The sequence below is a fragment of the Algicola sagamiensis DSM 14643 genome (assembly GCF_000374485.1).
Lineage (GTDB): Bacteria > Pseudomonadota > Gammaproteobacteria > Enterobacterales > Alteromonadaceae > Algicola > Algicola sagamiensis.
In genome coordinates this window covers 128,245-144,288 of record NZ_KB894491.1, presented here as the reverse complement: position 1 = coordinate 144,288, position 16,044 = coordinate 128,245, and the positions used below count along the sequence as shown (strand labels likewise).

The 16,044-nt window shown below is 42.7% G+C and carries 16 protein-coding genes and 1 tRNA gene; 9 read left to right on the top strand and 8 right to left on the bottom strand.

The window, feature by feature from the left end; translation table 11 throughout:
- Nucleotides 1-21 precede the first annotated feature (21 nt).
- From C505_RS0100605 to C505_RS0100585, 5 genes are all read left to right on the top strand, one after another.
- Nucleotides 22-1,512 (top strand): CoA-acylating methylmalonate-semialdehyde dehydrogenase, encoded by a 1,491-nt coding sequence (locus C505_RS0100605; protein WP_026317628.1) that lies wholly within the window; start codon nucleotides 22-24, stop codon nucleotides 1,510-1,512.
- A 10-nt stretch (nucleotides 1,513-1,522) separates the two neighbouring features.
- The gene (locus C505_RS0100600; RefSeq protein WP_026317627.1) at nucleotides 1,523-2,680 is read left to right on the top strand and encodes an acyl-CoA dehydrogenase family protein; all 1,158 of its coding nucleotides are present in this window, start codon (nucleotides 1,523-1,525) and stop codon (nucleotides 2,678-2,680) included.
- Between the two features lie 115 nt (nucleotides 2,681-2,795).
- A complete protein-coding gene (locus C505_RS0100595) occupies nucleotides 2,796-3,932 on the top strand; it encodes an enoyl-CoA hydratase/isomerase family protein (protein WP_018690652.1) in 1,137 nt (378 codons plus the stop codon).
- A gap of 3 nt (nucleotides 3,933-3,935) precedes the next feature.
- Entirely contained in the window at nucleotides 3,936-4,820 is an 885-nt protein-coding gene (gene mmsB / locus C505_RS0100590; RefSeq protein ID WP_018690651.1) for a 3-hydroxyisobutyrate dehydrogenase, read from the top strand.
- 32 nt (nucleotides 4,821-4,852) lie between these two features.
- Nucleotides 4,853-5,614, top strand: a complete 762-nt coding sequence (locus tag C505_RS0100585) for an SDR family oxidoreductase (protein ID WP_018690650.1) — start codon at nucleotides 4,853-4,855, stop codon at nucleotides 5,612-5,614.
- A 173-nt stretch (nucleotides 5,615-5,787) separates the two neighbouring features.
- Here the strand turns inward: C505_RS0100585 and C505_RS0100580 are convergent, their stop codons facing one another.
- The 3 genes from C505_RS0100580 to C505_RS0100570 all read right to left on the bottom strand — a co-directional run bounded on the left by C505_RS0100580 (nucleotide 5,788) and on the right by C505_RS0100570 (nucleotide 9,013).
- Nucleotides 5,788-6,924 carry an RCC1 domain-containing protein gene (locus C505_RS0100580; RefSeq protein ID WP_018690649.1) on the bottom strand — a complete coding sequence of 379 codons (1,137 nt, stop codon included), beginning with the start codon at nucleotides 6,922-6,924 and terminating at the stop codon, nucleotides 5,788-5,790.
- A 428-nt stretch (nucleotides 6,925-7,352) separates the two neighbouring features.
- Entirely contained in the window at nucleotides 7,353-8,012 is a 660-nt protein-coding gene (locus C505_RS0100575) for a hypothetical protein (RefSeq protein WP_157368696.1), read from the bottom strand.
- The gene (locus C505_RS0100570; RefSeq protein ID WP_018690647.1) at nucleotides 8,009-9,013 is read right to left on the bottom strand and encodes a YHYH protein; all 1,005 of its coding nucleotides are present in this window, start codon (nucleotides 9,011-9,013) and stop codon (nucleotides 8,009-8,011) included. Before C505_RS0100570 ends, C505_RS0100575 begins: the two co-directional genes overlap by 4 nt.
- Nucleotides 9,014-9,234: 221 nt before the next feature.
- On the opposite strand from C505_RS0100570, the gene C505_RS23330 reads away from it, so the two are divergent.
- Nucleotides 9,235-9,849 carry a DUF2799 domain-containing protein gene (locus C505_RS23330; protein WP_018690646.1) on the top strand — a complete coding sequence of 205 codons (615 nt, stop codon included), beginning with the start codon at nucleotides 9,235-9,237 and terminating at the stop codon, nucleotides 9,847-9,849.
- 144 nt (nucleotides 9,850-9,993) lie between these two features.
- On the opposite strand, the gene C505_RS0100560 is transcribed toward C505_RS23330, so the two are convergent.
- Both C505_RS0100560 and C505_RS0100555 read right to left on the bottom strand, forming a co-directional pair.
- Entirely contained in the window at nucleotides 9,994-11,625 is a 1,632-nt protein-coding gene (locus C505_RS0100560) for a tetratricopeptide repeat-containing response regulator (RefSeq protein ID WP_018690645.1), read from the bottom strand.
- 84 nt (nucleotides 11,626-11,709) lie between these two features.
- Nucleotides 11,710-11,794, bottom strand: a tRNA-Tyr gene (locus tag C505_RS0100555).
- A gap of 108 nt (nucleotides 11,795-11,902) precedes the next feature.
- Here C505_RS0100555 and C505_RS23325 point away from each other — a divergent pair.
- The gene (locus C505_RS23325; RefSeq protein WP_018690644.1) at nucleotides 11,903-12,436 is read left to right on the top strand and encodes a VC2046/SO_2500 family protein; all 534 of its coding nucleotides are present in this window, start codon (nucleotides 11,903-11,905) and stop codon (nucleotides 12,434-12,436) included.
- Here C505_RS23325 and C505_RS0100545 read toward each other — a convergent pair.
- Nucleotides 12,417-12,875 (bottom strand): YchJ family protein, encoded by a 459-nt coding sequence (locus C505_RS0100545; protein ID WP_018690643.1) that lies wholly within the window; start codon nucleotides 12,873-12,875, stop codon nucleotides 12,417-12,419. The two genes, C505_RS23325 and C505_RS0100545, sit on opposite strands and share 20 nt — an antisense overlap.
- Before the next feature lie 286 nt (nucleotides 12,876-13,161).
- Between C505_RS0100545 and C505_RS0100540 the strand changes: the two genes are divergently transcribed.
- Nucleotides 13,162-14,127, top strand: coding sequence for an LNS2 domain-containing protein (locus C505_RS0100540; RefSeq protein ID WP_083938179.1), 966 nt, complete (start codon nucleotides 13,162-13,164; stop codon nucleotides 14,125-14,127).
- 118 nt (nucleotides 14,128-14,245) lie between these two features.
- Complete coding sequence (locus C505_RS23320; RefSeq protein ID WP_051090566.1) at nucleotides 14,246-14,827, top strand: histidine phosphatase family protein; 582 nt, start codon at nucleotides 14,246-14,248, stop codon at nucleotides 14,825-14,827.
- 28 nt (nucleotides 14,828-14,855) lie between these two features.
- Here C505_RS23320 and C505_RS0100530 read toward each other — a convergent pair whose 3' ends face one another.
- Both C505_RS0100530 and C505_RS0100525 read right to left on the bottom strand, forming a co-directional pair.
- Entirely contained in the window at nucleotides 14,856-15,581 is a 726-nt protein-coding gene (locus C505_RS0100530; protein WP_169336979.1) for a substrate-binding periplasmic protein, read from the bottom strand.
- A gap of 106 nt (nucleotides 15,582-15,687) precedes the next feature.
- On the bottom strand, nucleotides 15,688-15,978 hold the full coding sequence (locus tag C505_RS0100525) for a hypothetical protein (protein WP_018690639.1): 291 nt from the start codon (nucleotides 15,976-15,978) through the stop codon (nucleotides 15,688-15,690).
- Nucleotides 15,979-16,044 lie beyond the last annotated feature (66 nt).

Here is a 16,044-nt window from a genome sequence, read left to right as displayed (position 1 = left end):
GAGCAAATGGGGATGATGAATATGAAGCAGGTACCCTTATTAATCAACGGTGAGTTTTGTCAATCACAAAGCACCAATAAACTTGATGTTGTTGATCCAGCGACTCAGGAGGTACTTGCACAAGTGCCTTATGCAACGGACCAGGAAATGCAGGTTGCCATTTCCAGTGCAAAAGAAGCCTTTGAGTCTTGGAAAGAAACCCCTGTTTCTGAGCGGGCACGACTGATGATGCGATTTGGCATGTTGCTCAAAGCGCATCAGGACGAAATTGCACAAATTATTTGCCAAGAGCTTGGTAAAACGATGGAAGATGCAAAAGGGGATGTTTGGCGCGGAATTGAGGTTGTTGAGCACGCCGCAAATATACCATCCATGCTGATGGGTGAAACGGTCGAAAATGTAGCCAGAAAAATTGACACCTATAGTTATACCCAACCATTGGGCGTGTGTGCGGGGATCACACCATTTAATTTTCCTGCCATGATCCCGCTTTGGATGTTTCCAATGGCCATTGCTTGTGGGAACACTTTTGTTCTCAAACCTTCTGAGCAAGATCCGATGACGGTGATGCGGATTGCTGAGTTATTCCTTGAAGCTGGTGCGCCCAAAGGCGTCTTACAAATTGTTCATGGTGGAAAAGACCAGGTCGACACGATTTTAGATCACCCAGAAATCAAAGCAATTTCCTTCGTTGGTTCTGTCCCTGTTGGTCAGTATATTTACCGCCGCGGCACTGAAAACCTCAAACGTGTTCAAGCATTTGCAGGTGCCAAAAACCATATGGTGGTGATGCCGGATGCGAACAAACAACAAGTCATCAATAACTTGGTTGGCGCATCAGTTGGTGCGGCTGGACAACGTTGTATGGCGATTTCTGTGGCAGTTTTTGTTGGTGAGTCGAAAGACTGGATCCCAGAAGTTGGCGAAGCGCTGTCAAAAGTGAGCCCTGGGGTTTGGCAGGATGAAAAGTCTGCCTATGGTCCACAAGTCAGCGCACAAGCAAAAGAGCGGATCCTGTCTTTGATTGAAAAAGGAAAACAGGAAGGTGCAAGCTGTCTTTTGGATGGCTCGGAGTTTACACATCCTGACTACCCGCAAGGCAATTGGGTGGGACCGACGATGTTTGCTGATGTCACCCCGAAAATGCACATTTATCAAGAAGAAATCTTCGGGCCAGTGTTATTGGCAATGCATGTGGAATCTTTAGAAGATGCTTTGGAAATTGTGAACAATAACCCATATGGTAACGGAACGTCTATTTTCACATCCTCTGGGGCTGCGGCTAGGAAATATCAACATGAGGTTGAAGTTGGACAAGTGGGCATCAACATTCCAATCCCTGTGCCGTTACCTTTCTTCTCCTTTACAGGCTGGAAAGGATCTTTCTACGGTGATCAACATGCGTATGGTAAACAAGCCGTTCGATTTTATACAGAAACCAAAACGATTACTGCACGCTGGTTCGAGGATGATATTGCTCACGGACCTAATATGTCGATTCATTTGAAGTAAGGAAATGACGATGGATTTTAATTTAACTGAAGATCAGCGCGCCTTCGAGGAGACTGCGCGCCAGTTCTCTGAACAAGAATTAGCCCCATTTGCAGCAGAGTGGGACAAAAAGCACCATTTTCCAAAAGATGTCTTACAAAAAGCCGGGGAGTTGGGCTTTTGTGGGCTTTATGCGCCAGATGAGGTTGGAGGATTAGGCTTATCCAGACTGGATGCTACGGTTATCTTTGAACAATTGGCAATGGGATGTACGACAACCACTGCAATGCTGACGATTCACAATATGGTGGCATGGATGGTTGCGACCTGGGGGACGCCAGTCGTCAAGGAAGAATTTGGAGAGGCTTTAGCAACAGGGGAAAAGATAGGCTCGTATTGTTTGACTGAGCCAGGATCTGGCTCTGATGCAGCGGCACTTCGCACCACTGCAAAGAAAGAAGGTGATCACTATGTGATCAATGGCTCGAAAATGTTCATCTCTGGTGCGGGTGATACGGAAGTACTGGTGGTAATGGCGAGGACAGGCGAAGAAGGCCCCAAAGGTATTTCTGCCATTGTTGTTCCTGGTGATGCTGAAGGTGTTATCTATGGAAAACCGGAAGAAAAAATGGGATGGAATGCACAACCAACTCGTCTTATTACGTTTGAGAATGTGAAAGTTCCAACTTCTTTCCGACTGGCAGATGAAGGAGAAGGGTTTAAACTGGCGATGAAAGGATTAGATGGGGGCAGAATAAATATCGCAACCTGCTCCGTTGGCACGGCACAACAGGCCTTAAATCAATCCCTTCAATATATGCAGGAACGAGAGCAATTTGGGAAGCCACTTGCAGCTTTCCAAGCGCTCCAATTTAAATTAGCAGATATGGCAACAGAGCTGGTTGCCGCGAGACAAATGGTAAGGCTGGCCGCATTTAAACTGGATCAGATGGATCCGGAGGCAACAGCCTATTGCGCGATGACAAAGCGATTCGCAACTGATATTGGTTTTCAGGTTTGTAATGAAGCATTACAACTTCATGGCGGGTATGGATATATTCAGGAATATCCATTGGAACGTCATGTTCGTGATGTCCGAGTTCATCAAATCCTGGAAGGAACCAATGAAATTATGCGCCTGATCATTGCGCGTCGTTTATTACATGAAGCAGCAGGTGAAATCCGCTGAACATGCATCTATTTTCTCTTTACTTGGCTCGGCATGATTATGTCAGAGGATGCAAGTGAACGGTCATTTATTTTTTAAGTCTGAATGAGATGGATCGATAAGGTAAGGTATAACAATGACAGATGTGGTTTTATTTGAAGAAATCCAGACAGAACAAGGTAAAATCATCGGCTCAGCAACACTCAATTCAGAAAAAACGCTGAATGCGCTCAGCCTAGAGATGATCCAACAGCTCCACCCAAAGCTACTTGCATGGCAGGAAGACCCGAATGTTGTGATGGTACTCTTACAGGGTTCAGGTGAGAAAGCCTTTTGTGCTGGTGGAGACGTTGTTTCCTTGTATCAGGAAATGAAAACACACGAAGGTGCTTATTCGGAAAAAATCGAAACGTTTTTCACTCACGAATACCAACTGGATTACTTGATCCATACCTATGAAAAGCCCATCCTGCTTTTGGGGCATGGCATCGTCATGGGTGGTGGGTTAGGACTCATGGCAGGGGCGAGCCACCGTGTTGTTACCGAACGTTCTCGCATAGCGATGCCAGAAATTACCATTGGACTTTATCCAGATGTAGGCGGAAGTTGGTTCTTGAATAAAATGCCGACTGGATGCGGACTATTTCTAGGATTAACGGGCGCCCCGCTCAATGCATCAGACGCCAAGACATTAAAACTCGCTGATTTTTTTGTTCCTACATCAGAAAAAACAAACCTTGTTGAGTCTCTGAAAACGTTAAACTGGGGGGACACGATTGCGCTGAATCACCAGAAGTTATCCGATCGTTTACGTGAGATTGAGCAGAATAACTTACGTCAGTTACCTCGCGGAAATTTATCGCCACACATGAATATGATTGAATCGATCACGACATATGATCGACTTGCTGAAGTTGTGGATGCGATTTTATCGTATCAGACGGAAGATGAATGGTTTCTAGGCGCGCAGAAAACACTGCAACATGGTAGTCCGATCTCAGCACATATTCTTTATCGGCAAATGGAGTTTGGTGCAACGAAGACCTTGGCTGATTGTTTCAGAATGGAATTGGGCCTATCGGTCAATTGTGGAAAGTTTGGTGAATTTGCAGAGGGGGTTCGTGCGTTGCTCATCGATAAAGATCGAAATCCGACTTGGACTTATCGTACAGTCAATGATGTGGATCCAAAAGTGATCGATGAGTTTTTTGTCTCTCCATGGGATGAATCTTCTCACCCACTCAAGAAACTTGGCATTCGAGAGGAGAACTAAGTCATGGCGTCAATCTATTTTATTGGTCTAGGTCACATGGGTGCTCCAATGGCACAAAACCTGCTCAAAGCGGGTCATGATGTGACGGTTTTTGATTTGAATGTCAATGCCATGCAGCAGCTGGAAGACATGGGGGCAGCGACTGTTTCTTCGATTGAGCAAGGCGTAGAAGGCGTTGATTTTATCATTTCAATGCTCCCTGCTGGGAAGCACGTGAAAGCAGTGTATCTCGGTGAAGAAGGACTGGTTCATCATATTGATAAAAAATCGCTGGTCATTGATTGTTCTACAATCGCGAGTACAGATGCACAAGCGGTTGCGACTGTGTTGCAAGAAAATGGGATCCGTTTTATTGATGCACCCGTATCCGGTGGTGTTGCAGGTGCTGCTGCTGGCACACTTACATTTATTACAGGCGGAAAGTCGGCAGATGTTGATCAAGCGCAAGTAGTATTGAAAAGTATGGGGCATCATGTTTTTCATGCAGGTGATGTGGGTGCAGGCCAAATCGCAAAGATTTGTAATAATATGTTGCTGTCTGTGTTGATGATAGGGACTTCTGAGGCGCTGCAACTTGGTGCAGATCACGGCCTAGATCCGAAAGTCTTGTCAGAAATCATGCGCAATAGCTCCGGTGGAAACTGGACGTTAGAAAAGTACAATCCTTGCCCGGGCGTTATGCCTCAAGCCCCCTCTTCAAATGAATATCAGGGGGGATTTATGGTTGATTTGATGGCGAAGGATTTAGGGCTTGCAATGGAAACAGCGCTCAATAGTGGTTCAACGACGCCAATGGGGGCACTGGCTCGTAGCTTTTATACGCAGCATCAGCGCGCAGGTCAAGGTGAAAAAGACTTTTCAAGCATTTTCGAGCTATTTCAAAAATAGATTCTAAAAAGTTTTAAAAAGAGAATGAAAACATGCAAGTAAAGGATAAAGTGATCGTAATTACAGGTGCAGGGCAGGGATTAGGTCAGGTGATGGCCATCGATCTTGCGCGTGAAGGTGCCAAAATTGCGATGATTGATGTCAACGAAGAGGGGCTTCGCGCAACCAAAGAGTTGATAGATCATGCCGATGGACAAGCACGTTGTTATACCATGAATGTTACAGATGAAGCTGCTGTCGAGTCGACATTTGAACAAATCACCAATGACTTTGGGCATATTGATGCGTTAGTCAATAATGCGGGAATTTTACGTGATGGTTTGTTCATCAAAGCGAAAGCGGGTGAGATCATCAATAAGATGTCGTTGGAACAATTTCAGTCGGTGTTAGATGTGAATGTCACAGGGGTCTTCCTGTGTGGCCGAGAAGCCGCAGCACAGATGATCAAAAAAGAGCGAAAAGGTGTGATCATCAATATGTCTTCTGTGGCACGTGTGGGTAACTTTGGTCAGACAAACTATTCTGCATCAAAAGCCGCTGTTGCTGCGATGACGTCCACTTGGTCAAGAGAGCTTGGTCGATTCGGGATCCGCTCTGTTGCCATTGCTCCTGGAATGATGCGTACAGCAATGACAGAAGCAATGAAGCCTGACGCTCAGGAAAGGCTCCTAAAAATGACACCAGTTGGGCGTTGGGGTGAAGCATCCGAAATCGCTCAAACCGTGAAGTTTATTCTAGAAAACGAATATCTCAATGGCCGTGTGGTCGAGATCGATGGTGGGATCTCGATGTAATGGTTTTTACTTCCCCCCTTTTTATCTCTATAAAAAGCCCGTGAAGGGCTTTTTTTCAGTATTTTATCTGATTATTGAGGGCTTCATCATATAAAAATCTACGTAAAGAATGAAAAGCGATGATGGGTTCTGTATGATGAAATGATATGAATACCCTCACGTTGATTGATGAACTACATCACATTTTGTGGCGTTTTCTGCACTTGTGTATTGCCTAACCCAAGCTGGCCGTAGACATTGTCTCCCCAACATTGCAGTGTGTCGTCTTCCAAAATAGCGCAAGTATGGCTTTTACCCAGCGCGATTGTTTTAGCATTCATTCTGAGTTGTACAGTCCTTGGTTGTGACTGACTTTCTGTATTCCCGATTCCTAACTGTCCATATTCATTATTTCCCCAACATTTTACTTGGCCATTGTCTATCTGCGCACAAGCATGTGTATGACCAAGTGCTATCTGCTTAACGGTTCCGCTTAAATTTAGTGTCTGAGGGCGGGCTTTTATTTGCATATTTCCTAAACCTAATTGTCCATATTGGTTATTGCCCCAACATTGAACGCTGCCATCAACGAGTAACGCACAGCTAAATTCTTCTCCAAGTGATATTTGCTTTGCCTGACTTCCTAAGGTGACAACTTGTGGCAATAAATACGCATGATTATCTTGTCTACGACGGTTGGGGAAGCCTATCCCTAATTGACCAAAATAATTATTTCCCCAACATCTTACTTCGCCTTCATTGGAAAGCGCACAAGTATGCTTACTTCCAAGTGCAATTTGTTTGATATTAGTCTGCGTGTTGACTCGAACTGGGAGAAAGGAGGGTCTTGTTGTTCCTGAGCCTAATTGTCCAAAGAAGTTATCCCCCCAGCATTTCGCGTGGTCTCCTTGAAAGGTCATACAAGCATGGGCACTCCCCATTTGAATCGCCTTTGGGTTATTTGCTAGCCTTAACACCTTTGGACCCAGTAATCGATAAAGTCCGCGGCCTAATAAATATCTGCTGTTTTGCCCCCAACATTTCACTGTATTTCCTTCAAGCAATACACAAGAGTGGTCTCCTTTTGCTGTGAGCTGTATCGGGTTGTTTGTGATATTTAGGCGTTGTGGTCTTGTCGAACCTCCCTCCCGACCTAATCCTAATTGTCCTGAGACATTATCCCCCCAACAATAAACTTCATGATTTGTTAATACGCCACAAGTATGCGCACGACCAAGAGAAACTTGCTTCCAGGTTCTTGATATTTCTGCGCTCACATTCGTAATACTGGTGAATAGTAAAACGAAACATGATAATCGAAGTGCATACATCACTCTTATTTACTCCTAAAAATTGAACAGTTAAAAATCAGGTCTCACGTTATTGATATGATTTTATTCATATAAAAGCGAAAGCAGTTTTACATAAGCCCAAGGTTGAGGTGTGCAAAGGTATTTCTTGAGATTAAAATCATTGGGAGAATCAATCGCTTTCTTGACATGGGAATAGCCTGAATTCAAAAAGAGGCTGCAAGGTACACTGTACCTAAAATGTGATCAATAAGAGATAGCCTGGTCAGATGAGCTATTTATGTCGAAAATATTCAATACTGATCTTAAGTCCTCAATTTAATATCAGAGAGTCATGTGTATACAAAAGCCTAACAAATCATTCTATGGGATTCTTATGACCGAGGATCCCACATCAAGATTTATTGGCGCCAATGATTGCATTTGGTTCTGAGTCGGGAAGACTCGCTTTACCAGCCTCTCAGCATTAGCCGTAAGGTTTTTTGAAAACCGATCAAAGTAAATAATAAACAAATCCCCAAAAGCACAAGTAAATATGGGTGCTCATCTTCTGGCTCAGGAAAGTTGGTTTCTTCAGTATATTCATCTACATCGGCCAGTTGTTTGATTGTGCCATCGGCACTAATTTCAATGACTGCACGATAGCTTTCTTTTGGTTTGAGTAAGATAGTCCGTGCGCTTGTTTTTGATCGCACTTTAAAAAAGTGGGTGTGGTGTTCAATCTCTTCAAAGGCACTGATTTGAATATAAAGCGGTTGATCTTCATGGATGGTTTCGACATCAAACCAAATATCTGTTTGGTGGTTGCCAATTTTTGCATGACCATTCATCAGTTTGAGTGACTGTCCTTTTTGTTGTAATGAAATCGATAATGTTAAATATGCGAGCAGTCGTTTTCGATAAATCTCTAGTTGAGCATCGCTTTGGGCAAGTTCTTGAATGGTCTGGTTCAATACGCTGGAGACAGCCGCTTGGGAGAAATTACCTTCAAGTCGCCATTGCTTATCCTGATAACTCAGCGTAAACATGGATACTTGTGGACTGTGTGCTGACACGCCAAAACACAGCATGACGCAGAAAATGGTGAATGGTAAAAGCGTTCTAGTCATCGCATCGGATCATAATGAATGTTAAAAGATAAAGCGTTTTTTGCAGGATAGCCTTTCAAGCAAACAGGGGTGTTCGGGGCCTTGGGGTTTAAAGCATGGTAATGGTAAACACCTTCTGGAAATTCTGCGGTGACTGATCGATGGCCGAAGCATTCATCAAGGTTTTCAGGCTTTTTTCCTTCTACATCCTGTTTTGAATATATTGGATAGCCATCTTTGGCCCAACCAATCATGGCCGTCGCGCTCTGTTCTATTTTTACGCAGGTTGTGCTGGTGACTTCATGGGTGTCTAATAAATCATTGATTGCCTGCGGGATCATATGCCAGTGATAGTAACCAGCAGGAGCAACATGCCCACCACAAGGGTCTAAGGCAGGAATATTCCCACCTTCACGCTCTGGTGGGCCTTCAATAACAGAAGGTGCGGGACCATCGATTGGGATCCCATGAAAAGTAAAACCGATATATTCAATCATCTTAATGGGTTTTGCTTTGAATCGGTTGACTGGCAAGGTCGGTAATAAGTAAGTGAGCTCGATTTCTTCATTTTCCGGAGCATCTAGACAATAGGCGAAATCTTCTGAGTAGTCATTCAGTCGGGATGCATCAGCGATTCGAATATTGCCGGAGTCATCGACAATATCAAAACCATCGTTTTCCATGGAAGTAAACAGGGTGCGGTCCATCGCTTTTAGTCCAGGGTTGGTTGGGCCGTCGTAGACGCCAAGGCCACCGACTTCGTCTAAATGTTCTGGGCAAAAGGGTCCTTTCTCGACCATATTTCCTTTAAATGTGAGTTTGTGGCAACGTGTCTGAACACCATTTTCTAATTCACAATCAACTTGAGTAACATCACCAATAAGCGCGCCTGCACCTAATTGTTCTACATTGAAAGGGAGAGGTGTTTGAAGTGTTTTGTCGGAATCCGGTGAAGCGATATCATGGTCATTACACGCGACGCAAAAGAAGAGGGAATAGCATGAAAGCATCAAATGTCGCATTAATTTTCCTGAATTCAATAGTGTAATTATTGGGAACATTATGATCGTGATGGGATTCATTCAATGCTTTTTACAAATATTTTACCTTTATAGGGATTTCATCATGAATGACAATTTTTTTGTATTTGTTCATTACACATTCAGCTTCATTGGATAAAATACAGAGGTATTCAAAAAGCTTGGAATGTGCAAGGCACAGTGACTCGTAGTAGGAATTTAGTATGAAGAAATTATTTATTATTTTACTCCCGTTTTTATTCACAGGTTGTGCGACCTTATCAGAGAATGAATGTCGTGTTGCAAATTGGCAGACCATCGGTTATAACGACGGTAGTCAAGGTTATGCGACGAGTCGGATTTCAGAGCATACATCTGCGTGTGCTGATTATGGTGTGCGTCCTGATCTCACTTTATACTTGCGCGGCCATGAAGAAGGCGCAAGGGCTTACTGTACACCACATAATGGTTTTGATGCTGGCCGCGCGAATAAAGCGTATGCGGGCATTTGTTCTCAATCGCAGGAGCCATCATTTATGCAAGGCTACCGTGATGGTCAAAAGGTTTATTCAGCTGAGCAAGAGTTAAACAATATCCGCCATCGTATCACAACACTTGAGAATGATAAAAAGAAGCTCCAAAAAGATATTGATCAAAACCAGACAAAGATTATCTCGAATGAAACAGGGATGAGTGAGCGTGCGAATTTATTGTACCAGAATAATAAATTACTGGACCGTCAATCACATATCGACCATGAAATTGGGATGCTAAAACAAAAAGAGCAGTTCCAACAAAATGAAATCCGCCACCTCATGCGTCTTGGAGGACGTTACTAACAGGATGTTCGTTGATTTTTGAAGTGGGGAAGTCCCCGCTTTTTTATCCACAATTTCTGAGGATAAAACTTGCATAAAGTGAGTATAAAACGGGATAACTTCACTTCTAATGATATGTTATCCACTTTTAGATGAATAAGGATATTAGGCAAACACTTTGTCAAACTCAGCTTTGAGTTCTTTATACCGCTTCTGATGCTCTTCTGGTAATTCAATCCCATCGACAATCCCAAATGTTGCTTTACACTTTTCCTGCACTTCAGGTGTTTTTTGTTTTTTATCCTGCTTAATTAATTGCATGATCGCTTGGATCAGGTTGAGTGCAGCCCCTGTGTTCATCGGTGCTAGCTCAAGGGCTTTATCGAAATCTTCAATCGCTTCGATATAGGCACTTTCTTTGTAGTTATTGATCCCATGGGATAAAGCGGCATTAAATTGCTTCATTTTCTCTTTACACTTTTCCATATTTTCTTCAAGCAAATAACTGCCTTGTTGTTCGTGGAACTCTGGCGGCAGATGCTTTGTCATTGCTTGTGCTTGTTCAAATTCTCCAAGGTTGAGCAAGACAGAAATACAGTCAGGTAAAAGCATGGTTGGAATCGGCAGGTCATTATTCTGCTCGTTGGACATGACGCCAGCACTGTAAAGTGTCTTTTTAGACTCTTGAAGTTTTCCAGTAATCGCTTGCATACGTGCTTGGCAGAGCTGTTCGAATTGCGAATAATTGAAGTCTTTGTAATGTTGCTCGTCTTTTTTACATCGTTGCAGCGCCAACTTGAATTCTTGGAGAAAATTACCTTTATCACGACTGTCTTCAGAATGCTCAACGGCATCAAGAATACTCCTCATATATTCCACGAGGTAATCTGGTTCCTGACCTGTGATCCGTTTCGTCATATCCATCATTGTGGCGCAGGCGGTGACGACCAGATCGTAGCGGCCATTTTCCCGAGCAACATCACAAAGCATATGTTGCCTGTCGATAGAGTAGGGGGAAAGATCAGCGGCATGTTTAATTTCTTTGAGGGCCTCGGCAGGCTTGTTTTGCTCGATGTAGTTTTGTGCTTTGATATCGTAGGCATCGACAACCATTGAATTGTGAGACAACACTTCTTCGCATAACTTTAGGGATTCATCATAGTGATCTGCGTCTCTCTCAATTCTTGCCATCGCTAAGAGTGCCCAAGTAACACGTTTCTTTTGCAATTCGTTAGAGAGTATTTCTTTCGCTTTATCGGCTTTATCATGTTTGATAAAAATATCGGATAAGAGCTTGAGACAATGCTGGCGGTATCGGGAGTTATTAGTGGCGACTTGTTCGCAGGTAAACGCGATTTTTTTTAGGTTTCCGGTTTCTATGGCGCTAAAGACTGGTGCAAGTGCTTTTTTTCGGTCATACACTTTTTGGACGCGGCTTTTGAGCAAACTTTGCGAAAAAGGCTTGATCAGGTAATCATCGGGTTGACACTCGACAGCGCCGATCACCATTGGACGACTGCTATCACCAGTGACAATGACATAAACACTCAAAGGCTTAAGTAGCTGTTTATTGCGTAAATCTTCGAGCAATTGTCTGCCATTTTTACCTGGCCCAAGGTTGTAATCGACAAACAGCATATCAAACATGGTTTCATTGCACTTTTGCAGTGCCTGTTCGCCTGTAGATGCGAATTGGATCGATTTTGCACCAAGGTTTTGGAGCATCCCCTTGATCATCAGTTGGAAAGGACGTTGATCATCAACGACAAGAATGTTGACTGTCTGATAATTCAGCAATCAATGTCTCCATGACAAAATTAAAAAGATCTGGATACATTCAATTGTTGATGGAAGTTGAGGAATATTCAAGAAGAAAAGAGATGGTGGAGGGGGCAGGATTCGAACCTGCGAAGGCTGAGCCGTCAGATTTACAGTCTGATCCCTTTGGCCACTCGGGAACCCCTCCGAAGTGGGACGCATCTTATCAGAAGAGCGAACGATGTAAAGAAAAAAATTAAACTTTTTGCTGAAAATGCCGAAAAAAGACTATAAGCCTTAAAAACGAGTGTTTTTCATGCAAATCAATGCCGTACTGACCCATGAACTACAGCTAAAAAATAAACTCAATCAATTATTACAACAAGAACAACGGGCCGATTTTGCTTTTCTTCTTTCACTATTATCCTGGAATGCGAATGACTTTTCTGCATTTCGTTTACCTCATACCGAGATAGCCGCTCAAGATCAGAATACAGAAACCCTTCGGCAATCTTTAGAATTAGGGGAAATCATTTTAGGCGCAAAGCATCCAGCGGATTTTTCTCGAGGCGCAAAAGTTGTTCGAGAATTAGCTCACGGTACAGCGGCGATGAAGCTGCAACTGTATCTGTCGAATTCTCCAATCCATTATCAGGATGATCCGTCTTATATCGCGCCAGAGGTGTTATCCAATACACAAATTCATGCGCTGGATAAATATCATCAAGAAAAAGAAAAGCGCCAGCTACGGGAGAAACAGCCTCATCAATACCCAGATTTATATGAGGTGGTCAATGATGCAAAAGATTTTCTATCGGAGGAGCGCTCACTCAACCGTGGCATTTCTTGAATTTCTTTTGGCTCCCACATGGGCAGGGATCATTGCGCTGGATTTTTGTTGATTGTTCTGGAAAGAGGTCACCATTAACATAAAACCAGTGCAGCCCTTCTTTTCGAAAAGTAGAACGCTCATGAAGTGTGTGTAACTTATCTTCCCAAATATATTGAGCGATAAACTCAACTATTCCCTGTTGGGATTGATAAGTGCTCTCAATCACGTTGAGAGAAACAAAAGCAACTTGCTCTGCCCAATCAAGAATTTCATGCTCAGCATGTTGCTCTCTCATCTCTGGTGCATAAGTCGCATGAATGTAAGCTGCATTTTTTAAAACATAAGCGGAGTAGCGAGAGCGCATTAATGCTTCAGGGGTCGTCGCGAGTTGTTGCTTTTCAATCAAAGGCTGACAACAGACATGAAACGATTGATGAGAGCAACATGGGCATTGCATGGGGCTTATCCTTCAAAAGTCACTATTATGCAAGATTGGCTGAAAATTCTAAAGTCTAATGTCAGTCTATTCCTTTGTATTCAGAAGAAGGAGAAAAATGGCTGTTAATTCTCATCAAAAACAATATAACAAGTCTTTTTTGCTAATCAATTAATTTTACAACAATGGAATTTATTATTGATTAAGTTAACATGATTTTTGCGTTTCATGATTTTGAATCAACCGTATCTGAAACGTTAGCCGTTGTCCAAAAAATATAAAAATCTGAACAGCAATAGGAAAGAAAATGAGAACACTACTTTATTGTTTATTGTTAGGGATGATACCTGTCGCAAGTCAGGCGACAACATGCCCTGACTATACCGTTTATCAATCAGCACCATCCTTTGAACATCCAGAGCAAGAGTCTTTTCAACACTTTTGGAATGAATGGTTAAGCTGGGATCAATCATTCCATATGCTTCATGACGTTGTGGTTGGTGAGTATGAATCAACGACAATGACCGCGAAGTTTGATTATGGCGGTGTCTTTCATAAGGACTTGGAAGATGAGTATATTCAAGCATATATTTACGGCACCAACATGCCACATTGGCAACCGCTTGGCAGATATAAAACGAACTCTGACGGAATTGCAGAAGTAGAATTACCAGGATTACCTGCTGGGCAGTATCGAGTGAAGACTGTCGTGATGGGGGATCTTACGCAAGCGGAAGGTTATATCACAGTGCTCGATAGCACAAGAAAAGCCGTTGTTTTTGATATTGATGCCACTTTAACAAAATCGAATGCAGAACAGATCAAAGATTATCTGGAACTTGAGTTAGCGGAACCGAGACCTGGTGCGTATCGTTTGGTTAAGGAATATATGGAGAGAGATTACCAGGTTATTTTCCTGACTGCCCGCGTTTACTGGTATAGCAGCGGCACAAGAAACTGGCTCAGTATGATGGGATTACCTGAAGGCATATTACGTTTATCTCGAAATAATGGAGACAGTTTGTTCCGTCCTGCTCAGTATAAGGCTGAATTCTTACAGGATATTCAATCAAAAGGTGTAGAGATTTACCGTGCGTATGGTAATGCTACGACGGATGTTGAAGCATATGCACAGGCTGGGATCCCGAAAGAAGAGACCTATATTATCGGTGAATATGCTGGCTATGAAGATACGGTCGCAATAGAAGAAAGTGGGTACTTACAACACATTCAAGATGTTGTGTTATCGACACCAGTAGCTATATGTGAGTAAGTTGCGAGTAAGCGATGAAATACGTATGTCGATATGGAAAGTCGGCATACGACAAATTTTTGTTGGATACGCTATAAGTTAAATAAAACAATGACAAAACAGGGATTAAATCTTGCCGATGAGACACATTTACATTGTGACCCATGGGGAAGCTGAACACCATGTGAAGGGACTCATCGGTGGTTGGACTGACTTTCCTCTCACAAAACTAGGTGAAACCCAGGCGCACCAAACGGGTGAATATTTGGCGACGCTTGTGGATGAGACACGAGCAGAAATGCATTCTTCAGATTTATTGCGTTGTTGTCAGAGTGCACAGATTATTTACCAACATACGCGTGCGCATTACCATTTAACATCAGAACTTCGAGAAATATCTTTTGGCCGTTTGGACGGGAAACCCAGATGTGAAATTCAGAAAAACGATGTTTTTCCAACACAAGAGCAAATTCAATCCTGCCAACTTCGTATTGAGAAATATGTTTCTTATGTGCTTGAACATACAAAAAATGATTTAATCTTCATCACCCACGGTTATGCCATGAACTTTGTATTGAGTACTGTCATTGGGCAAGAAATCAGTGCGGACAAACCATTTGTACTCGCAACGCCTTCCAGTGTGAGTTGTATTCATGATGATGGCGTCAATTGTAAAATTCAGCAGTTGAATCAGGTCGGACATTTACATGCGGTCGTATAATCACGAAAATGATGGTTTGAGATGTTCGTTAGTAAAATAAGTGATGCTTTTTGAGGATTTTATCATATTCGCCAGAATTCTTGAGTGCCTTGAGCCCTTGATTAAAAGCTTTGAATTTTTGCTTTGCATTTTTTGTTTTTTTGGAGATCACAAGGTATTGATGGACGACTTCCATGGGTGGAGATAACGGAGAAATATCTGATTGGTATTGCTTTAATTCATTGCTCAGAAGGTAGAGAGCCAATTGCTTATCGGTAAGAAATAAATCAATGCGCTTTTCACCCAGCATAATTAAGCCATGCTTATCCGATTTGACATCCAATATGTTGACTTTTATGGAATTCAGTTTCGGTGGAAATGTGTATCCCTTGACAAGACCAATCTTATATTTCGTGAGGCTTTGAACGTCTACTTTTTCCATTGTGACGAGTGAATTATTCTTTAATAGTGTAATTTCATTGGGAGGGAGTGGATCGGAATAATAAAGCCATGCTTCTCGCTCAGCGCGATACCAAATCGTATATAGGCCATCGACATGCCCATTTTTAACATCTCGATAAGCCCTAGCCCACGGAACAAGCCGGTTGTTGACACGGTAACCCGCATGAAGAAATGCTTTGGTAACCAGCTCACTCAATGGCCCTTGTTCGGGCTGGCTTTCAGAGTAATAAGGTGGATAGTCTACATAGACCAGTGATACGGTTTGCGTCTGTGTCGTGCTTAGTAACAATAGGAAAGAAAATAAAATATTCACGCAAAAAATCATTCATGCTGTTTAATCACTAACAGTGTAACAGATAAATGAAAGAAGGCCTGTTCAGGATATCAGAGGGTAGGGGATGTATGCTTGAAAAATTCAATCAATAAAAGATTTGGATCATGATCATGCCAAAAAGAATGGTGAGGATTTTACTGGTGAGCACGACAAGTATGATATCTGGCCAAATATCAGCTTTGCTGAAATAACGTAGTAGATAGAATAATACAATAAATGAGAGCGGCCAGCCAAAGACGGGGACAGCGCTGGTCAAGCTGGAAGCACCAGCAGCAATCGAAGTCTGCTTAAAATCAATTTTGACATCTGTCAACAGGCTGGCAAACCAAAGCATTGCGCCTGTGATCAGAATACTGATAAATAGAAAGAAGAACATACAATACTCTCTTCTGACACAACATTTATCGGGTGTATCAATATAATTGTAGCCTACGCGAATTTT

Excerpts from the sequence above, each read along its gene's own strand:
- C505_RS0100605 (WP_026317628.1), top strand. The coding sequence starts at position 22 with ATGAAGCAGGTACCCTTATTAATCAACGGTGAGTTTTGTCAATCACAA.
- C505_RS0100600 (WP_026317627.1), top strand. The coding sequence starts at position 1,523 with ATGGATTTTAATTTAACTGAAGATCAGCGCGCCTTCGAGGAGACTGCG.
- C505_RS0100595 (WP_018690652.1), top strand. The coding sequence starts at position 2,796 with ATGACAGATGTGGTTTTATTTGAAGAAATCCAGACAGAACAAGGTAAA.
- mmsB (WP_018690651.1), top strand. The coding sequence starts at position 3,936 with ATGGCGTCAATCTATTTTATTGGTCTAGGTCACATGGGTGCTCCAATG.
- C505_RS0100585 (WP_018690650.1), top strand. The coding sequence starts at position 4,853 with ATGCAAGTAAAGGATAAAGTGATCGTAATTACAGGTGCAGGGCAGGGA.
- C505_RS0100580 (WP_018690649.1), bottom strand. The coding sequence starts at position 6,924 with ATGTATGCACTTCGATTATCATGTTTCGTTTTACTATTCACCAGTATT.
- C505_RS0100575 (WP_157368696.1), bottom strand. The coding sequence starts at position 8,012 with ATGACTAGAACGCTTTTACCATTCACCATTTTCTGCGTCATGCTGTGT.
- C505_RS0100570 (WP_018690647.1), bottom strand. The coding sequence starts at position 9,013 with ATGCGACATTTGATGCTTTCATGCTATTCCCTCTTCTTTTGCGTCGCG.
- C505_RS23330 (WP_018690646.1), top strand. The coding sequence starts at position 9,235 with ATGAAGAAATTATTTATTATTTTACTCCCGTTTTTATTCACAGGTTGT.
- C505_RS23325 (WP_018690644.1), top strand. The coding sequence starts at position 11,903 with ATGCAAATCAATGCCGTACTGACCCATGAACTACAGCTAAAAAATAAA.
- C505_RS0100545 (WP_018690643.1), bottom strand. The coding sequence starts at position 12,875 with ATGCAATGCCCATGTTGCTCTCATCAATCGTTTCATGTCTGTTGTCAG.
- C505_RS0100540 (WP_083938179.1), top strand. The coding sequence starts at position 13,162 with ATGAGAACACTACTTTATTGTTTATTGTTAGGGATGATACCTGTCGCA.
- C505_RS23320 (WP_051090566.1), top strand. The coding sequence starts at position 14,246 with ATGAGACACATTTACATTGTGACCCATGGGGAAGCTGAACACCATGTG.
- C505_RS0100525 (WP_018690639.1), bottom strand. The coding sequence starts at position 15,978 with ATGTTCTTCTTTCTATTTATCAGTATTCTGATCACAGGCGCAATGCTT.